We start from the raw sequence: 19692 nt of genomic DNA on the forward strand, positions 1-19692 counted from the left end.
ACCCTACAAAATCTAAATTCAAGCTGCAGCTGCGTCCAGCTGTTCTCTGATCATGCGTGTTGCGTCTTCCCGGCTGGATGGTTCGCCAAACATGAAGCTCTGAACATATTCACAGCCCATTTGACGCAATTGAAGAGCGTCGCTTTCGCTGTCGACACCTTCTGTTACGACAGCAAGGCCCAGATCATGCGCCATGCTGACGATAGAGCGCAGGAGCGTCGTCTTTTGCGGTTGGTCGCCTTTGACGAAAGAACGGTCGATCTTGATGATATCGAACGGGAACCGCGTCAGATAGGCAAGTGAAGAATAACCGGTGCCGAAATCATCCAGTGACAGACCCACGCCCATAGTTTTGAGGCGTGCAAGAACATGTGCCGACTGTTCCGGGTTCTCCATCAACACGGACTCGGTCAGTTCCAGCTTGAGGCTGCCCGGGGTGAGATGAATACGTGAGAGAACTGAACGCACATCGTTGATCAGATCCTGCCGGATAAGCTGTGTGCTTGACAGATTAACGGACACAAACAGATCAAGCTTGGGGAAAAGTTCCTGCCAGGAGAACAGGTCTTCTGCCGCACGCTGAATGGCGAACAGACCAAGCTGCACGATCAGGCCAGAGCTCTCCGCAATCGGAATGAACTCGGACGGAGAAATACCACCACGGCGTGGATGTTCCCAGCGCATCAGCGCTTCAAAGCCCGCAATTGTTCCTTCATCAAGTCGAACAATTGGCTGATAAACCAGACTGATTTCATCGCGTTCAAGTGCACGACGCAAATCGGATTCCAGTTGCAGCTTGTCACTGCCAATGGCGCGGAATGCAGGGCGGAACGGCTCAATGCGGTCGCCACCAAAGCGCTTGGCCTGATGCATGGCCAGTTCCGCATCTTTAACAAAATCTTCCGCAGAGGCTGCCGTTTTCGTCCACGTGATCAAGCCGACTGAGGCGGTTAACACGATTTCGCGCTTGGCATAGGCAATCGGCGAACGGACTGCCTGACGAAGCGCTTCAGCAAAAGATGCAATGCGTCCCGGATCACTTTCAGATGCAAGCAGCAGGCCGAACTGATCAGAGGACAAACGAGAAAGCGTATCCTGTGGCTGCATAAGGCGCGACAGGCGGCGTGAGATGGTCAGCAGGATTGTATCGCCAGCTGACATGCCGAGGCTGTCATTGACCTGTTTGAAACGATCGATGTCAATGATGAAAACAGTTGGATGCAGCCTGCTTTCGCCACGTGCCATGTTCATTACATTGCTGAGGCGATCAAGGAAAAGCTCACGATTTGGCAGGCCGGTAAGATTGTCGTGCACAGCGTCGTGCAGCAGGCGTTCTTCTGCCTTTTTCTGCTCAGTCACATTGATCAGTGTGCCCACACAACGAACGATTTCACCATCAGACCCGATGACAGGGCGCGCGCGCAGCGCATACCAGTGATAATGGCCATCATTGGCACGGAGGCGGAAAATCTGGCCAATACGACCGCGTCGATTTTCCAGAATGGCATCAAGCGTGGAACGGAAGCGATCGCGATCATCGGCATGCATGGCTGGCAACCAGTTGCGGACGGGTCCCTGAAGTGAACTTGCGGTACTGCCAAGGTAATTCGCAATGTCAGGGGTCGTGACGACGCGGTCACGCGGGACGTCCCAGTCCCAGACGATATCTCCAGCGCCAATGACCGCCAGCGCCTGACGCTCCATATCTGATAGCAGACCCTGTTGTAGCGCACCGCCGGAAAAAGCGTGCTGCATGACAGTGAAGCCGATCAGAAGCACAATGAGCACCAGACCACCGCCCAGAGCGGGTTGGACGATGTCATTATCGAGCTGGCCCGAAACAGCCATCCAGGCACCAAGCAACCATATGAGCGTAAGCAACCAGGCCGGTATGAGCATCACCGCTCGGTCGTAGCCTTTGACCGCCAGATAACCGATGATGAAGATGCCGGAAGCAACCGTCAGCGCCAGCGACATGCGCGCGATGCCCGAAGCGACCGGCGGATCAAATACCGCAACGCCTGCAAGTGCGATGAGCCCCAGCACCCATGTTACAGCACCGTAGCTGAAATGATCATGCCATCGGTTTAGATTGAGATAGGTGAACAGAAAAATCACCAAAGACGCAGCAAGTGCCACTTCCGTGCCCGCTCGCCACACTTGCTCATTTCCGGGCGTAATCTCCATCAGCTTGTTCCAGAAGCCGAAGTCGACACAGATATAAGCCAGCACAGCCCATGCGAGTGCCGCAGTCGCAGGGAACAGTGACGTTCCTTTAACAACGAAGAGGATCGTTAAAAACAGCGCGAGAAGGCCGGAAATACCGAGCAGAATTCCACGATAAAGCGTGTATGAATTGACCGCATCCTTGTACGCTTCAGGCTCCCACAGATAAAGCTGCGGGAGATTATGCGATGAAAGTTCGGCAACAAACGTTACGACAGTGCCCGGATTGAGCGTAATGCGAAAAACGTCGGCGTCAGCACTTGGCTGCCGGTCAAGCGCAAAGCCCTCACTGGGCGTGATGGATGAAACACGTTGCGACCCCAGATCAGGCCAGATCACGCCCGAGCCGACGAGGCGAAAATGTGGAGCTACGATCAGGCGGTCAATCTGTTGGTCTGTCGGGTTGGCGATGGAAAAAGCTGCCCAATCGCCGGACGCGTTGGAATTCGGATCGGCCTGCACTTCGATACGACGCACAATGCCATCTGCCCCGGGCGCAGTAGAAACCTGTACGCTCTCACCCTGATTGCGCAGCAGCTCAACCGCGCGCGAAAGATCGAGAGCAGTGTCTTCTTTCGATATTTTTATTGGCTCAATAGCAAAAGCATGAATCGTTGAAAAAATCACAATGACAATCAGCGCGAGAAAACGCGTGAAGGCTGAAAAAAACCTGTCTTGAAGACCATTCACGAGCGTTCAACCTTGCCATTGGTCATGCGTATGTCGCTTTCTAAAAGGGCGAACAACAGGTGGTCCTGCCAGAAGCCGTTTATCTTGAGATAGGAGCGCAACAGTCCTTCTCTCTGAAATCCGGCTTTTTCGAGAAGCCGTATCGAACGTACATTATGGGGAATACAGGCAGCTTCAATCCGGTGCAACCTTAGTTCCCCGAATGCAAAGGGGATAACCATTGATAAGGCTTCGGTCATATAACCCTTGCCCGCGACGGACACACCGCTCCAATAGCCGATCATACCGTTTTGGCCGACACCACGTCTGATATTACCAAGCGTAATGCCACCTAAAAGCCGGTTGTCGCTGTTGCGGAAAACGAAAAACGGATAACCGGTGCCATCAGACATTTCTTCCTGCACACGTCGCAGCCGGTGACGGAATGCGTTTTTGGTCAGGTCATCATCAGCCCAGGTCGGTTCCCATGGGGTGAGAAAGGCGCGGCTTTGCTCGCGCACATTGGCCCAACTTGCAAAATCGGTCATCAATGGCTCGCGCAAATAAATGCGCTGCCCACGGAGAACTGTCGGATTGCTGCGCCGGAATGGCAGGCCGATCATGCGGGTTCCTGTTTTGAGCCGGGTGGGCAGTAAAGCAGTCAGGCAATAGGGAAATATGTTTCTTGCCTATAGCATCGCTCCAAAAATCGTAATCCGTTTTCGGAAAACACGATGCACATATTCAGAAAGCCAGAGCGTCTTTTGTGCATCCGGAAAGAAGCACGAAGCTCTGGAATTATAAGAACCCTTTGCACTATTCCGCGTTGCCAGCACCTTTATATTTTACTGCCTTACTGCTTTAAACGGCAATCTTCCTGGTATGTGCACTGGTGGAGAGAGCGTCGGTGAGCCCTTCAAAGCTCATCAGACGTCCAACAGGACCAACACCTGCAATGGTCGGCTTGCTGTCAAGGAACAGACGTCCTGCAAGATCGCTCAGGCGTTCCGGAGTAATCAGCGAGAGGCGATCCATCAGTTCGCTGTTTGCGACCGGGCGGCCATAGAGCAAGAACTGACGAGCAATCTGTCCTGCGCGACTTGCAGCACTTTCCTGCGACATGAGCAGGCTTGCGCTGTACTGCGCACGGGCACGATCGACTTCCTCAAGGCTGATGGAATCCGCTGCCTTGTGCAATTCGTCGATAATGACTGGGAGCAGTTCTACAAGCTCATCGCGACCTGTGGCGGCATGGATGCCGAACAGACCAGTATCGGAGAAACCCCAATGGAAAGCGTAAACCGAATAACACAGACCGCGCTTTTCACGAACTTCCTGAAACAGGCGGGAGGACATACCGCCGCCGAGGATCATCGAGAGTAGCTGTGAGGCATAGAAGTCGCGCACATGATAAGCGCGGCCTTCAAAGCCGATCAGCACCTGTGCATCCATCAGTTCGCGATTTTCGCGGAAATCACCACCGACATAGGTGGCAAGATCAAGTGTTGGTGCGGTATTGTGTGCGCGGAAACCGCCCAGACGCTTTTCAACTTCCTTCACGAATTGGTCGTGATCTATGCCACCCGCTGCCGTCACGACCATGCGGTCGGCACTATATTGTTCATCAATATACTGGCGCAGATCGTTCGACGTGAAGGACATGACCGTATCGGGTTCACCAAGAATGGCGCGTCCGATTGGCTGATGGCGATAAGCGGCTTCTGTAAAACGGTCGAAAACGATATCGTCAGGCGTATCGTGCGCAGCGCCGATCTCCTGCATGATAACCTGCTTTTCACGCTCAAGCTCAGCTTCATCAAATTTGGAAGCTGTCAGAATATCCGAGAGAATATCGATCGCCAAAGGCATGTCATTGCGCAGGACGCGCGCATAGTAAGATGTGGTTTCCACGCTGGTGGCAGCATTGATCTCACCACCTACATTTTCAATGTCCGAGGCTATCTGCCAGGCAGTCCGCTTCTCGGTGCCCTTGAAAGCCATGTGCTCCAGCAGATGGGCGATGCCGTGCCGATCCGGAGCTTCGTTTCGTGCGCCTGCCTTGACCCAGATACCCAACGCGACACTTTCCACATGCGGCATGTTATCTGTAGCAATGGTCAAGCCATTGGAAAGACGCGTTACTTCAACACCCATAAGCAAAATGCTCCCATAGTCCCATTCGGGTTCCCGTTCTTATTCTCTGTCAGAGCACGTAAATTTTATGCCCGAGAATGACGGCGAACGTATTCTTCCACGATTTTCAGCTCGTTGTGAAGAACTGTGAAACTTTCTTTTCGTTGCATCAAGTCCGAAAGCCACGCCGGAAGTTCCGGGTTGACCCCACTCGCAGCCTTTACGGCATCGGGGAATTTCGCCGGATGGGCTGTCGCCAGAACCACCATTGGGGCGTTACCGGACACTTTTTCGCGAGCGACCTTAACCGCGATGGCAGAGTGCGGATCGAGCAGATAACCATCTGCTTCAAGCACGGATTTAATGGTTTGCGCAGTCTCCTCGACCGTAGAACGCCCTGCCGAAAACTCATTGCGAATGGCAGAAAGCGGCTTTTCGGAGATAGTAAAACCACCTGATTGCTTAAGGCTCTGCATCAGACCGCGCACCGCAGCCGCATCGCGACCATGTGCTTCAAACAATAAACGCTCAAAATTGGACGAAATCTGGATGTCCATCGAAGGCGATGTTGTTTGTTCCACGCCGCGCATCTCGTAAGCACCGCTTTCCAGCGTGCGTGAAAGAATGTCGTTGTCGTTGGTGGCAATGATGAGCTGGTCGATTGGAAGGCCCATTTTTTTGGCAACAAAGCCTGCAAAAATATCGCCGAAATTACCGGTTGGAACTGTAAACGATATGGCCCGGTCAGGCGCACCAAGGCTCAGCGCTGCCGTGAAATAATAGACCACCTGTGGCATGATGCGCGCCCAGTTGATCGAGTTCACACCAGAGAGCGAAATCGCATCACGAAATTCGAGATCGTTGAACATGCCTTTGACGAGGTTCTGGCAATCATCGAAATTGCCTTCAATGGAAAGGGCATGAACATTGGAAAAGCCGGAGCTGGTCATCTGACGCTGCTGCACGGGTGATACACGGCCATTCGGGAACAGGATGAAAATATCTGTATTGTCACGACCGCCAAACGCCTCGATCGCCGCACCACCTGTGTCGCCGGAGGTGGCGCCGACAATTGTGGCGCGCTCGCCTCGTTGGGCCAGTACATAATCCATCATGCGAGCGAGAAGCTGCATAGCGACATCTTTGAAGGCAAGAGTCGGGCCGTGGAACAGTTCAAGAATGAACTCGTTCGAGCCCGTCTGAACCAGCGGGCAGACCGCGTCCTGACGGAACGAACCATAGGCTTCGCGCACCATCTGCTCGAAATCTGTCTGCGGAATCTCGCCATCGATGAAAGGTGTCAGCACGGCCAGCGCGATATCCACATAGGATTTTCCGCGTAAAGCGCGAATTTGATCCGGTGTGAATTGCGGGTATTCCTGAGGAAGATAGAGGCCGCCATCACGGGCAAGTCCTGCGAGCAAAGCGTCGCTAAACCCCAGAACAGGTGCTTCGCCGCGTGTGCTGATATATTTCATCTCAAAGGCCTTCATTTCGTATCGAGGCGGATTTTAGCCGCACAATGCAATAGAGCGTCCCTAAAAAAGCCGCAAGAATTAAAGCATCTTTGAAGCGATGGGGTTGCTCTTGACGACAAAAAACAGGACAACACCCTCACGCTACGCATCGCATAGTGGTATAGAACAGGTCGATCAGTGCAGGGAAGCCCGGTTTATGCAGAAAGCATTACAGAATCGTTCATCGTTGTTTCCAGTCTTTGCAACGGTTTTGCTCGCAGCGCTCGCAGGCTGCACAACAAGTGGCACGCAGAAATCTGCGGATGGCTCACTGACAGATGCCGGACAGACACGTATCAAGGAATCGGAGTTGCGTGCTTTTTGCCCAACTGTTTCGCTGCGTGACGGCACTGCCTATTTCAACACCTATGAAAAAGGTGGCGACAAGGATGCAAGCCGCGTCATTTATCAAGCGGCGTTGACCGATACGACACGTTCTTGCCAGTACACTGACGGGATCATCAGTCTCGACGTTGCCGCTGCAGGCAAGGTCGTGCCAGGTCCGAAATACAAGAGCGGCAATATTACCATGCCGGTCCGCGTTGCAGTACTTCAGGGCGACAAGGTCATCTATTCCAAGCTGCACAAGCAGAGTGTGACTGTGACGAGTGGTGGTGGCGCAACGCAATTTGTCTTCAACGACAAGGGAATCTCAATTCCGTCGGAAAGCGCTCGCAGTGTTCAGATTTTCGTGGGATTTGATGAAGGTCCGTACAACACGAAATAAGTATTGAGCCTGAGCGCCTGTTTCGGCCCGGATTTTGGGCTTGAAATTTAAACCATAAGAGGTGTACGCAGATGTTGCGCGCACCTCTTTTTTCTTTGCACTTTAATTACACTTGCAGTTTATGGCGCTTCTGAGTTTTACAGCTTTGTATTATATATTATTTAAGTACGGTCTTTGAGAGTGTTACTGTGATATTTTACTAAGAATATAGTAAATAGTAGATATTGCCTTTATTTGACTTTATGCACCATAGTGGCGTGAAAAAGATATTTTAAACTGGATTTTCGGTTGTCGATATTGGAACGGCAGGTTTTATGATGGGGCTTCAGTATAGGTCTTTTGTTTCGCCTGTTTATGTTCTGATCATCGTTATGTTGCTGCTCGGTGCCATTGCTGGCAAATGGGCTGGAAGCAGGTTTCAGCTTCTGGACGAAGAACGGGATATGGACGCCTATATGTCGGTGCTCATGTCGCAGGCCAATCGCATAGTGACCTCCGCTAAGAAAACGTTGGAGCAGGCCAACCGTTCCCCCTATGTAATGTGCTCTGACGAAGACAAACGTTATCTACGTGAACTGCTCTTTAGCGGGTATCATGTTAAGGATATAGGTCGTCTCGTAAACGATCGGCTTCAGTGCTCGACCCTTCTGAATGATATTGACATTGATGTGGTGCGCTCACCTGAAGATGTGCGGCTGAATGATGGCACATATGTTTATGGGGATCATGAACTGATCACGCCCGGTAGCCACGGCCCAGTCATGGGGCGGGGCGAAGCCAATGTGGTATTGAGCTCAGTTGCTTTTGATGCCTTGCACGTCTCTCAATATAAATTCGCCATCTTCCTGACAAATGCAGAAAAGACGCAACATGCACAACTTTACGGCTTCCCAGCAGCTTTTCCCGGAAATGTTGTAAACAGTTTTGTGCCAACAAACAGCAGTCGTTTATTCGGTGTTACGGATGATATTCTGCGTGAAAAGGCCTGCGATCCCGTTACTGGTATCTGTATTTCGGTCGTGACATCGCAGAGTTGGCGGGTCTCGGCGGACCGGCTTTTACCTTTTGTTTTTACCATCCTGGGAATGTTTGTTGGCGGCGCGCTTGGCGCGGCCTGGATCTATTATCGAAATCGCGATAGGTCTTTGATTTCACTTTTGAAAAAGGCGTTGGCAGCAAAGAGCCTCACGCTGGTTTATCAGCCTGTCGTCAATATTGGGAATGGCAAGATTACGGGTTTTGAGGCGTTGATTCGCTGGGAGATAACCAAAGGCGACTTCGTTCCACCTGATTTATTTATTGCACGAGCGGAAACGGCAGGTATCGCAAATCGCATCACCTTATATGTCATTGACCACGTGATTTTGGAAATGGGAGAGTTTTTACGGCAGCAACGGTCTTTGCGGATTAACATCAATATGACAGCTGCGGACGTGCAAAACCCTGACTTTAGGGCTGAGCTTGAACAACGCCTGAGCGCATTTGATATCCTGCCGCAACAGATTGGATTGGAACTGACGGAGCGCACAGCTGTCGATTTTGCGAAGGCTACCGAAGGCATCAAGCAACTGCGTGAGCGTGGTCATCGGATATATATTGATGACTTTGGCACAGGTTATTCAAGTCTTGCCTATTTGGGCGAGCTGCAAGTCGATGCAATCAAGATAGACAAGGCTTTTACGCGGACAGTCGGGGATGAATGTGGAACGGTTTCAATTGTGCCGCAGATTATTTCGATGGCACACGAACATGGTCTGGATATTGTTGTAGAGGGTATCGAGACCGAAGCTCAGGTCAATTATTTCCGTGGTATTTGCGGCAAGCTGTCAGGGCAGGGCTGGTTCTTCGGAAGGCCTGTTGATGCAGCATTGGCTCAAGCGCTGGTTGGCAACATTACCCCAACCAAAAGACGCGGACGTCAAAGAACCCCGACTGCGAAATAGATATTTAACTATAGAACCAATCTGTAAGATTCTAATTAAATTAGACTGCTTCTGTGAAGTGAAAAGCAAGAGGTTTGCACTACAACATTTTCAGAAGAGATGATTGCGTCCGATGAAGGTCTGGTCGTCTCCGATTGAAACTGCAACGAACCAAGAGGATAGGGCGGTCTACAGAAACCGCTCGGGTCTATGCTCATGAAACCAAAATATGAACGTGTTCTTGAACCGACAGATACCTGGGCGATCTTCGACGTCGCCACGGGTGAGCCTGCATCAATCGGTGACAGGCTGATGATAGGTTTGAGCGAAAGCGAATCGGAAGAACTGTTCGCTACGCTCAATGCAGCGGCGAAGAGCAAGAACAAGCGCAGCGCTGCCTAGCGCTGCTTTGTAATCGGCTCTGACGAGCGGACGCTCGACGCTTTGAAATCAAGAAGCAGAAAAGCGCTGGATCAGCGCTTTCGCATTGATATTTCTCCCGAAAGAGGTTGTTTCGGGAAATCTGGTGGGTCTCAGGCATCAGTCCAGATTGACAGAGCCTCGATTACGCCGGGCAGATCTTTATGGCGATGGATGACGGTCTCGGCACCTGCATCTGTAAGCTTGTCAGCATGTCCGGGATAGGTATGTGCACCACCGGTAAAGCCTATGACACGCATTCCGGCTGCGCGTGCGCCATGAATTCCATGTGCTGAATCTTCAATCACAATGACATCTGCTGGGTCGACATTGAAATGCTTTGCAGCATAGAGGAAAACGTCTGGCGCAGGCTTCGGCTTTTTAGAACCGACTTCGCGCGACGAAAAGATATTCGGTTCGAAGAGATCATAGAGACCGACGCGCTTCAACATGAGTTCAAGGCGCGCATTGGTCGAGTTCGAACAGATGCACTTTGGTAACCCAAGTGCAGAAACAACTTCAACGATATCTTCAATCGCCTGAACTTCGTTTTTGAGGCGCTCATCAAGCAGCTTCTCCGACTTGTCGAGCAGCGACGCGGAAATCGGAATGCCTGCTTCGCGTTCGACGGTCAGAAGAATGTCCTGCCATGTGAGGCCAGCGAAGCGTTCGCCTACTTCTTCCGCTTCAATCGGGTATCCGGCTTCTGTCAGAAGAACGGCATCGACTTGCGCCGCAATGACTTCGGAATCCACCAACACGCCATCGCAGTCAAAAATAATCAGGGAAGGAGCCGCCATGTTACAAGCCTTTTAGAGCGCATACCGAAGTGTGAAACGATTTTCGGGTAAGATGCGCGTTACATCAGAATGTTAGAACGATGATTTTGTCCACTCAGATCAAAATGCGCTCTAATGGGAGAATAGGGGGATGTTATCCGCCGAAATACCGCCGATGAGCTACACTTTTATGACTTGCGCGTCAAATTCCAGACGTTCAGCTGGTCGTATTTGTCGGAACGATATGCCGGGCTGACCGTTTCCTTCCTCCATTGAAGGAGAAGTTTATGCGAAAGTCCGTTGTGCTGTTTATTCTCGCAATTGTCGTTGTTCTGGCATTCATTCTTGCAACACCATACTATTACAGCGTGACGCCTGAGAACCGCGGAACCGAGCCTGTGACTGACACGTCACAATAAGGCATTATCTCATTCCGATGAGCGGTAATCAGCCCCGGAAGATGAACCGGGATATACGGCTTACACTTCCCCTGAAACCTCGCGTCTGCGGCGATCCAGCTCTTCGCTATAACGGCGCAATGTGTGCGCCTCACTCAAAAGCCCAAGCACCTTGCGCTCCTGCGCGTTGTTGATGACCGCAAGCGCTTCTGCTTCTGCCCGGTCGAAGCGTGCAACAGCTTCCTTGGCATTCATCTGCGGTAACAGGAATTGATCCTGATAGCGAAGCAGGTCGCTGATGCCGCGAGTGCCATCTGACGTATCAAAACTTTCCGAATAGGCCTCCGGAACCGGGATCATGCCAACATAGTGGCCTTCGCTATCCACTGCGATAACGCGCTGGGTTGAGCCGAGAGGGAAGTCGTGACGGAATGTCTCGATATCTGTGTCAATCGGGACGGTGCGTACATCGTGGCGCATCATGCGGTTAACGGTAAGATTGCGAACCCAGCCAATATCGTGCGCTGACCGGATGGCTTCGCCACGCAGATGGAAGCGCCAGGTTGCAAACGAGTAGCCGAAAGTCTTTCTGACCATAAGTGACGACGAGACGACTGCTCCGAGAACCAGCATGGCAATCGGAAAATCGCCAGTTAGTTCAAGCGCGAGAAAGGCCATGGTGAGGGGGCCGCCGACAATTGCCACAGCCATCGAACTCATGCCGATCACCGCATAGACCTCAGGCTCCAGCGAAAGTGGTAACACCATGCCTGTCACGGCTGCAAAAAGCTTGCCTGTTAGCGCACCTAGAAACAGTGATGCAAAGAACAGACCACCACGAAAGCCTGAGCCGATGGAGATGGCCGAGGCAAGTGATTTGCTGAATATCAGGAGCAACAGCACTGGAATGGTGAGATTGGCATTCAGATCCAGGTGCAATGCACCGTGGCCGGAAGCCAGAACTTGCGGCGACACGAGGGCGATCATGCCGACAATTGCCCCACCGATGGCCGGAGCCATCACGGTCGGCACAATGCTTTTTCGCGCAATGCGTTCAACCGTTGTTACGCCCCGCATTATGAGAATGCCTATGCCCGCGGTCAGAAAGCCAAGTACCAGTGCGGGTACATAATCTCGCGCTGCAATGCCGTCGAGCGGTCCGATCTGGATAACGAACGGAGCTCCGCCGATTGCCTGTGTAACCAGCATGCCGACAATGGCGGCGACCACGACAGGTGCCAGCGTTGCAATGGAATATACGCCGATAATGAGTTCGAACGCGTAGAAAGCACCGGTAAGTGGAGCGTTAAACGCGCTGGCAATAGCTGCGGCTGCACCGCAGCCCACCAAAGTGCGCAAGTCGGCGCGTCGCAGTTTGAGCGCCCGCCCGATGCGTGATGCAAAGCCACTGGCAAGCTGCGTATAAGCCGCCTCAAGCCCGACAGAGGCGCCAAATCCATTGGAAATGAGGTTCTGTCCGACAAGAATGAAACTGTCTGTCAGCGACAGATGTCCGCCGTGAAGCGCATTGGCTTCGATGGGGTCGACGATGGGCTTTTTACGCCAGCGCGCCAGCACCCATATGACGATGCCCATCAGAATGCCGCCCGCCAGCGGGGCAATATAGCCACTTGGATTGAGTTGTGATGCTGAACTGAGCCTCTCACCTTCTGCAAGCCCGAAAAGCGCCTGATGCATCCATTGAGAAATGCCGCCAATGGCGGCGACCGCAAGAGCCGAAATGACGCCGATGGCTGCACCGGCAATGGCGAGGCCGATTTCGCTGCCGCGCACCAGAGCGCGCATGCGGAACGGCACAAAAAGCACCCGCAAATACCGGTTGTGACGCAGTTCATTGATATTCATGTCAGACACATAGAAGGGTACGCAAATCAGTTGAGGTTGTTAGCGCAATCATAGGAGCAAACGAATAACCAAGCCTTATTATTTGCGCCATTTAGCAGCTCCGAACTGCAATTTGTTGACGGCTTTAATATGGCCGGAACAAAACTGTCAAAGCGACTTGGTTATGCAAAGTGCCAGAAAAGCGGGCTTTTTGGCGGAAATTAAGAAAAGGTTTACAATTTCAATCACTTGGCGTTAACCGCATATTTACCCTACTCAGTAACCATAAGGACAAGTTTTTAGCGTTCACAGGTAATCGAGTATCCCATGTCCCTAGTACGTCTTGCACATGAGTTGCCTATTGAGGCCCCGCGTACCGCTTGGCTCGACTCTATCATCAAGGGTGATTGCGTTGCCGCACTGGAACGCCTTCCGGATCACTCGGTGGACGTCATCTTTGCCGATCCTCCTTACAATCTCCAGCTTGGTGGTGATCTCCATCGTCCCGATCAGACAATGGTTAGTGCAGTTGACGACCATTGGGATCAGTTTGAAAGCTTCCAGGCCTATGATGCTTTCACCCGCGCATGGCTTCTGGCCTGTCGCCGTGTGCTGAAGCCAAATGGCACTATCTGGGTCATTGGTTCTTACCACAATATTTTCCGCGTCGGCACGCAGCTCCAGGACATCGGCTTCTGGCTTTTGAACGACATTGTTTGGCGCAAGACCAATCCGATGCCGAATTTCCGTGGCCGCCGCTTCCAGAACGCGCATGAAACGCTGATCTGGGCCTCACGTGATGCAAAGGGAAAAGGCTACACATTCAACTACGATGCGATGAAAGCGGCTAATGACGACGTGCAGATGCGCTCTGACTGGTTGTTCCCAATTTGCACTGGCTCGGAACGTCTGAAAGATGAAAACGGCGACAAAGTTCATCCGACACAGAAGCCGGAAGCTCTGCTTGCACGCATCATGATGGCATCAAGCAAGCCGGGCGATGTCATTCTGGACCCGTTCTTTGGTTCAGGCACAACGGGTGCTGTTGCAAAGCGTCTTGGCCGTCACTTCGTCGGCATTGAACGCGAGCAGGCCTATATTGATGCGGCCACCGCTCGCATTGATGCAGTTGAGCCGCTTGGTAAGGCTGAACTGACTGTGATGACTGGCAAGCGCGCAGAACCACGCGTGGCTTTCACCTCGGTCATGGAAGCCGGTCTTTTGCGTCCAGGCACTGTTCTTTCTGACGTGCGTCGCCGCCATGCCGCTATCGTCCGTGCTGATGGTACACTGGCTGCCAATGGTGACGCAGGTTCCATTCATCGTATGGGTGCGAAAGTGCAGGGCTTTGACGCCTGCAATGGTTGGACGTTCTGGCATTTTGAAGAAAACGGCGTCTTGAAGCCAATTGATGAACTGCGCACGATTATTCGTGATCAGATGGCAGCTGCAGGCGCATAAATCTGACGTCGAGCATTTCCAGCAAAAGTGCATAGCGGTTTTGCGCAGGATAATACGATCAAACAAATACGTAGAGCGTTTCTCCTCATTCAATCAAAGTAGGAAACGCTCTGGAAATACCCTACTACTATCGGACGACCTCCAACAAAGTCTGATGAAAAGACCCCCGAAGTGGATTGCTTCGGGGGTCTTTTTCGTCATAGGAGATGTTCTGATCAGAAAGAGAGGCCGAGACCTCTGAGATCACTCGCAAGTTTCGGAGCGCCGGTGAAATGTACGGCCTGCCAGCCAGCGGTCTTTGCACCTTCGACGTTGGCAGGACTGTCGTCGATGAAAAGCGTTGCAGCTGGATCGAGATCAAAGCTCGCTACATGATGGTCATAAATTTCACGGTCCGGTTTCAACATACGAATGTCGCCGGAAACAGTCACGCCGCGGCTTTCGGTTAGAAACGGAAAGCGGCTTTGGGCCTCACGCAGTGTGTCAGAGGCAAAATTTGTCAGCATGGTCACATCATGGCCCTCGGCAATAAGCCCGCGCAGTATGGCAACACTGTCGTCGTAGGAATGCGGTACCATCAGGTTCCAGTTTTGGCGGAATGCACGAATATGGTCACTGCGATCTGGATGGGCTTCCACAAGCAGGGCTTCAGCCTCTTCCCAACTGCGGCCACGATCCTGCTCGATATTCCAGGCACCTGTGCAAATATTCTCCAGAAACCACCGTCGTTCTGATACCTCGGGAATGACATCAAGGTAAGCCAACTCGGGATCATAGTGCAGAAGCACTTTACCAATATCGAAAACGACGTGTTTGACTGGACTATTCAACGGTTTTTCCTCCCCCGTTTGAAAGCATCTGGAATAGCGGCTGTAATTGCTTTTTTCATGACAGTTGGCAGAGCTTCATCCTCTAATTCTGAGGGAGAAGACCACCAGCCGTCATTGGTCGTATGCTTGGCAATATCGCTGACTGTGTAGACAGAAAGACGCAACTCGAAGTGTGTGAACACATGCGTGATGCTCCCTGATGGTGCCCAGTCTGCAATGAAAGGCGCTGCATTTATACTGGCGTCGCCGTCAATGCGTGCAGTCCAGCCGGATCCGGGCACTTCAGTCATGCCGGCAAGGAGGCCTGCACGCTCCCGTTTACGCAGCAAAACCGAACCATCGTCTGCGACCGCAATAAAAGCGGCGCCTGTTCGTATTGGTTTCTGGGCTTTCGGTGCTTTGACGGGAAACTCTTCGGGGTCGCGGCTTGCAAGCGCTTCACAGTTATCATTGACGGGGCAGATTGCGCATGCAGGACGGCGCGGTGTGCAGATGGTTGCTCCCAAATCCATCATAGCCTGCGCAAAGTCGCCGGGTCTGTCTGCTGGAGTCATTTGCCCCATATGGGCGCGAATCTCTGGCTTGGCAGCTGGGAGGGGTGTGTCGATTGTAAATAATCGTGAAATAACCCGTTCCACATTGCCATCGACAACAGCCGCAGGTTCACCAAAAGCGATAGCTGCGATGGCTGCTGACGTGTAATCACCAATGCCCGGCAGCTCTTTCAGAGCCGCAGCAGTTGATGGAAACTTTCCACAGTAATTTGCAGCAATGAGGTCCGCGCATTTCTTGAGATTGCGCGCGCGCGAATAGTAACCAAGCCCTGCCCATGCTCGCAGAATATCGTCTTCGCTCGCGTCAGCCATGGCTGCAACATCCGGCCAACGTTCAACAAATTTCGTGAAATAGGATTTGACCGCTTCAACAGTGGTCTGTTGCAACATAATTTCGGAAAGCCAAACCCGGTAGGGGTCCGACACCATGCCGCGCGATTGTTCGTCTGGTGTTACACGCCAGGGTAGAATGCGATGATGCCGGTCATACCAGTCAAGAATTTGTCCAGTTCTACTACTATCGGGTGTGTGGAGCATTTGATCGGCATGATTTAAACGTTGGGAAACAGTCTCCAATTTGATTAAAGACCTTTGTTTAGAATTGATAGAAATTAATGCGTGGTGTGGCTTTCTTGTGTTTTTATGCACATGCGATAGATCTCATTGAAGTGAGACGGGAAGCAGACGTGAAATAAGGAGAGTCCGTGGCTAATTCTGTCCCGGTATATGTTATCAATCTCGCACGCTCCCAGGACCGATGGGATGCATTGCGGGCAAGTGCCGATAAATTTTCAGTTGATCTCCACCGTGTCGAAGCTGTTGAAGGCAAATTGTTGGCCGATGACGAGTTGGGAAATTTTGATGAGGCAGGCTTCCGTCGCAAGCATGGCAAAATTGCCCTTCCTGCTGAGATTGGTTGCTATTTCAGCCACATCAGGGCGCTGGAGGCGATTATCGAGGCTCAAGATCCTTATGCCGTGATTGTCGAGGATGATGTAAGTTTTACGCCTGATTTTGTGTCATTCGTTGCAAAGGCGAAGGGTTTGCGGGGATGGGACGTTATCAAACTGGTCAATCATCGTACCGCCGCGTATCGGTCTTTCTACAAAGTGAACGGCGATCTGTCTGTCGGGCGCTGTATGCATGGTCCGCTGGGAAGTTCAGCCGCATACATTGTATCGAAAGAGGGTGCGCTGAAGCTGCTTGCTGCACTTCGCCCCATGTCGCTACCCTACGATGTTGCGCTGGAACGCGGATGGGCCGGAAGCTATGAAATATTCACGACAGACAGGCCGCTGGTAAACTTTTCAGAAGTCGCGATCTCCACGATTGCTCAGGGGCGCTCGGCATATGCCAAAACGCGTTTGCCTGTCTATAAAAGACTAACGACGCTCCTCTTCAGGGCGACTGACTATGTCAGACGAATCGCTTACGGTTTGAAAATCAAACAATTGGAAGAGGTTGGGGAGTGAGTTTTTTAAAGAAATCGTTCCTTGTTCGACGTAAGATTGATCCATGGGCCCTGGGTCTTGCGTCTGCAGCAATGCCTGTTCGGCTTGGTTTCGGCCCGATCCTGCTCTTTTTATTCTCATGTATTGGTATCTATCTGGCTTGTGCGCGACACAACGTGGCGCGGCTATTTGCGAAAAAATTCTACATTTTCATACTGCTTTACGCTGCTTGGTCGCTCGGCCTTATCCTTTTTCGTGGTGAACCGTTCTCTGGCAACCGGCAGATCGGCTACACATTGCTCATTGCCATCTTCGCTTTTGCCGGGACGGGCATGATGCTGATCAAGGATCCGTTGCGAGCCTATGTACTAGGCGCGCGCGTCGGTGTGGTAATGGCGGTGTTGGCGATAATATATCTTGTCCTGATGCAAGGCGGACGTATTGGTGTCGGTGGCAACGAGGCAGTTTTTGCGTTTGTTGTAGGCGTTTCGGCTATCTCTGCGGTGATCCCCATTGTTAAGGCTCCACGCTACCTTCCAAATGGACCACACTGGCTAATATTGGGGCTTGTTGCCGTTCTTGCGTCAGAAACACGTGCTGTCATCGTCGTGTTGCCCGTATTTGCAATCCTGGAGATTGTTCTTTTCCTGAGACGCTTCAGCATCAAACAGCAGGGTGCAGCCTATGCAGCACTTGCCGCAGCACTCGCAGCGCTGATTGTTGTCGGCCCCGTGGGTGAGGTCCTTTCCAAGCGTTTTGCCGGTATGGTCGAATATTATGACAGCGGAAATAGCGCAAATTGGGAAGACAAGATCTCGGCTGACATTCGCGAAGTCATGTGGAAAAGTGCGGTTCAGGTTATTGAGCGCAATCCAATTGCGGGCGTTGGGTCCTATTCAAAGATGGATATCGTCAGGGCGCAGGTGAATGAACAGGCCTCCCTGCTTCAGGGCTTCCGGCATGTTCACAATACAATCCTGGATGAACTGTTGAATGACGGCATTATCGGGTTGTTTTTTATGATGGCAGCCTTTCTTTCGATCTTTGTGTATTTGTGGCGAAATGCCGACAGCTGGGGTATGCGACGTGCCCTGATTTACTTCGCTGTAATATGCGGAAGTTACGGCATGTTACATAATCCGCTCTTGCACGAAGTGACCATTTCTTCGGTCATGTTCTTTATCGCGGCATTAAACGCAGCTGCATCGCGTCGCATCATGGCTTTGCGTCGAGCAGGCCTCTCAAACTACATTCGCGGGAACTAGGTCTTATGAAAGCAATCGTGACAGGCGCCGCTGGCTTCATCGGCTTTCATACGGCTGCCCGTCTCCTCGATGAGGGTTGGGAAGTTATCGGCATCGATAATCTCAACGATTATTATCAGGTTGATCTCAAGGAAACACGCCTCGCAAAACTGCAATTGCGCAACGGTTTCCGGTTCGCGCAGGCTGATATTTCGGATGCGGAAGCTTTCAACACAGCTATTGGCCTGGACCGCGATGCGGATGTGATTGTGCATCTCGCGGCACAGGCAGGCGTTCGTTATTCGATCGAAAATCCGGCAGCCTACATATCGGCTAATGTCATGGGACAGGTTACCGTTTTTGAGACTGCGCTCAAACTCGAAAAGCGGCCACCGGTGGTCTATGCCAGCTCATCGTCGGTCTATGGCGCAAATGAGAAAATCCCATTTTCCGAAAGCGATCCGGTGGATCATCCCGTTTCGGTTTATGCAGCAACCAAGCGCTCGGGCGAGCTGCTGGCTGTATCTTATAAGCATGTTCACGGTCTTCACACGACCGGCCTGCGTTTTTTCACCGTGTATGGTCCATTCGGACGCCCCGACATGGCGCCATGGCTGTTTACATCAGCAATTTTGAAGGGCGAGCCGATTCGTGTTTTCAATAATGGTGAAATGCAGCGCGACTTCACCTTCGTAGATGATATTGTCAGTGGTGTATTGGGTGCGATCAGCCGGATTCTGGAGCAACCCGAAGACACCGCACCAGTCTATAATCTCGGCAATAATCGTCCAGTCATGCTCAATGATTTTATCGCAGCAATTGAAAAAGCATGCGGAAAAGAGGCGATCCGAAAGCTGGAGCCAATGCCCGCAGCCGACGTCCCGCGTACCTATGCAGACATTGAACTTGCGGCCCGCGATCTCGGTTTTAGCCCTCGAACCACGCTCGATGAAGGTATCCCTTTGTTTGTTGAGTGGTTTCGAGGCTATAATGGGACGCGATGAGCGAACCAAAATCAAAACGGGGCTTTCGCCCACTGGCTGACATGACTTCGCGTCTGATGGACCCGATGTTGCAGAAACGTGCTGGTATCAATCTATCGCTGCTGCAATCGTGGGAGGATATCGTCGGTCCGGCAATCGGAGCGTCATCCAGACCCTTGCGGATATTATGGCCAAGACGGCTGCACGAGGACGATCCTTTCAGTCCTGCTACCCTGATTATCGCCTGCGAAGGTTTCGCAGCCTTGCAGATTCAGCATGAGACGGGGGAGATCATCAGCCGTGTAAACGGTTTTCTTGGCTTTTCCGCTATCGGCCGTATCAAGATCGAACAAAAACCTCCTGCCCTGGATTTCAAACGGCGTCCAAAACGCCTGGCGCCTTTGGCTCCGTCTGAAGAGCGTCGGATCGACAAGGCAACAGACGGCATTGAGGACGACGCACTGCGCGCGGCCCTCGCACGGCTTGGCAAAAATATTCTGGCCGAGAAGCGCACAGGCAAGAAATAGGCGGTC

The 19692-nt window shown here is 52.1% G+C and carries 17 protein-coding genes; 9 read left to right on the forward strand and 8 right to left on the reverse strand.

Annotated elements, in window-relative coordinates; genetic code table 11:
- Window positions 1-18 precede the first annotated feature (18 nt).
- The 4 genes from CEV32_RS21190 to thrC form a co-directional block, all read right to left on the reverse strand.
- Window positions 19-2916 (reverse strand): sensor domain-containing phosphodiesterase, encoded by a 2898-nt coding sequence (locus CEV32_RS21190; protein ID WP_094579042.1) that lies wholly within the window; start codon window positions 2914-2916, stop codon window positions 19-21.
- Window positions 2913-3518: a GNAT family N-acetyltransferase gene (locus tag CEV32_RS21195; RefSeq protein WP_094579043.1), complete on the reverse strand. Its 606-nt coding sequence runs from the start codon at window positions 3516-3518 to the stop codon at window positions 2913-2915. The genes CEV32_RS21190 and CEV32_RS21195 overlap by 4 nt, the downstream gene beginning before the upstream one ends.
- Window positions 3519-3756: 238 nt before the next feature.
- Complete coding sequence (locus tag CEV32_RS21200; RefSeq protein WP_094579044.1) at window positions 3757-5049, reverse strand: M16 family metallopeptidase; 1293 nt, start codon at window positions 5047-5049, stop codon at window positions 3757-3759.
- Window positions 5050-5114: 65 nt separating this feature from the next.
- Window positions 5115-6506 (reverse strand): threonine synthase, encoded by a 1392-nt coding sequence (gene thrC / locus CEV32_RS21205; protein ID WP_094579045.1) that lies wholly within the window; start codon window positions 6504-6506, stop codon window positions 5115-5117.
- Window positions 6507-6702: 196 nt separating this feature from the next.
- On the opposite strand from thrC, the gene CEV32_RS21210 reads away from it, so the two are divergent.
- The 3 genes from CEV32_RS21210 (at window position 6703) to CEV32_RS21220 (ending at window position 9596) form a co-directional block, all read left to right on the forward strand.
- Window positions 6703-7272 carry a hypothetical protein gene (locus CEV32_RS21210; protein WP_094579046.1) on the forward strand — a complete coding sequence of 190 codons (570 nt, stop codon included), beginning with the start codon at window positions 6703-6705 and terminating at the stop codon, window positions 7270-7272.
- A gap of 317 nt (window positions 7273-7589) precedes the next feature.
- Window positions 7590-9215 carry an EAL domain-containing protein gene (locus CEV32_RS21215; RefSeq protein WP_167382838.1) on the forward strand — a complete coding sequence of 542 codons (1626 nt, stop codon included), beginning with the start codon at window positions 7590-7592 and terminating at the stop codon, window positions 9213-9215.
- Between the two features lie 195 nt (window positions 9216-9410).
- Window positions 9411-9596, forward strand: coding sequence for a hypothetical protein (locus tag CEV32_RS21220; RefSeq protein ID WP_094579209.1), 186 nt, complete (start codon window positions 9411-9413; stop codon window positions 9594-9596).
- A gap of 131 nt (window positions 9597-9727) precedes the next feature.
- On the opposite strand, the gene CEV32_RS21225 is transcribed toward CEV32_RS21220, so the two are convergent.
- The gene (locus CEV32_RS21225) at window positions 9728-10414 is read right to left on the reverse strand and encodes an HAD family hydrolase (protein WP_094579048.1); all 687 of its coding nucleotides are present in this window, start codon (window positions 10412-10414) and stop codon (window positions 9728-9730) included.
- A 266-nt stretch (window positions 10415-10680) separates the two neighbouring features.
- On the opposite strand from CEV32_RS21225, the gene CEV32_RS23995 reads away from it, so the two are divergent.
- Window positions 10681-10812 (forward strand): hypothetical protein, encoded by a 132-nt coding sequence (locus CEV32_RS23995; RefSeq protein WP_268876703.1) that lies wholly within the window; start codon window positions 10681-10683, stop codon window positions 10810-10812.
- Window positions 10813-10872: 60 nt separating this feature from the next.
- Here CEV32_RS23995 and CEV32_RS21230 read toward each other — a convergent pair whose 3' ends face one another.
- On the reverse strand, window positions 10873-12657 hold the full coding sequence (locus CEV32_RS21230) for a chloride channel protein (RefSeq protein ID WP_094579049.1): 1785 nt from the start codon (window positions 12655-12657) through the stop codon (window positions 10873-10875).
- A 306-nt stretch (window positions 12658-12963) separates the two neighbouring features.
- On the opposite strand from CEV32_RS21230, the gene CEV32_RS21235 reads away from it, so the two are divergent.
- Window positions 12964-14097 (forward strand): site-specific DNA-methyltransferase, encoded by a 1134-nt coding sequence (locus tag CEV32_RS21235; protein ID WP_094579050.1) that lies wholly within the window; start codon window positions 12964-12966, stop codon window positions 14095-14097.
- Between the two features lie 215 nt (window positions 14098-14312).
- Here CEV32_RS21235 and CEV32_RS21240 read toward each other — a convergent pair whose 3' ends face one another.
- Together CEV32_RS21240 and mutY are read right to left on the reverse strand one after the other, a co-directional pair.
- Entirely contained in the window at window positions 14313-14927 is a 615-nt protein-coding gene (locus tag CEV32_RS21240; RefSeq protein WP_094579051.1) for an HAD family hydrolase, read from the reverse strand.
- Complete coding sequence (mutY, locus tag CEV32_RS21245) at window positions 14924-16018, reverse strand: A/G-specific adenine glycosylase (RefSeq protein ID WP_094579052.1); 1095 nt, start codon at window positions 16016-16018, stop codon at window positions 14924-14926. The genes CEV32_RS21240 and mutY overlap by 4 nt, the downstream gene beginning before the upstream one ends.
- A gap of 167 nt (window positions 16019-16185) precedes the next feature.
- Between mutY and CEV32_RS21250 the strand changes: the two genes are divergently transcribed.
- From CEV32_RS21250 to CEV32_RS21265, 4 genes are read left to right on the forward strand one after another with little or no spacing between them, the layout of a single operon-like run.
- Window positions 16186-16953, forward strand: coding sequence for a glycosyltransferase family 25 protein (locus CEV32_RS21250; RefSeq protein ID WP_094579053.1), 768 nt, complete (start codon window positions 16186-16188; stop codon window positions 16951-16953).
- Window positions 16950-18197: an O-antigen ligase family protein gene (locus CEV32_RS21255; protein WP_094579054.1), complete on the forward strand. Its 1248-nt coding sequence runs from the start codon at window positions 16950-16952 to the stop codon at window positions 18195-18197. The genes CEV32_RS21250 and CEV32_RS21255 overlap by 4 nt, the downstream gene beginning before the upstream one ends.
- A gap of 5 nt (window positions 18198-18202) precedes the next feature.
- Window positions 18203-19180: an NAD-dependent epimerase/dehydratase family protein gene (locus tag CEV32_RS21260; RefSeq protein ID WP_094579055.1), complete on the forward strand. Its 978-nt coding sequence runs from the start codon at window positions 18203-18205 to the stop codon at window positions 19178-19180.
- Window positions 19177-19686 (forward strand): DUF721 domain-containing protein, encoded by a 510-nt coding sequence (locus tag CEV32_RS21265; protein ID WP_094579056.1) that lies wholly within the window; start codon window positions 19177-19179, stop codon window positions 19684-19686. Before CEV32_RS21260 ends, CEV32_RS21265 begins: the two co-directional genes overlap by 4 nt.
- Window positions 19687-19692 lie beyond the last annotated feature (6 nt).

It is taken from the genome of Brucella rhizosphaerae, assembly GCF_002252475.1.
In the GTDB taxonomy this organism is placed as follows: domain Bacteria; phylum Pseudomonadota; class Alphaproteobacteria; order Rhizobiales; family Rhizobiaceae; genus Brucella; species Brucella rhizosphaerae.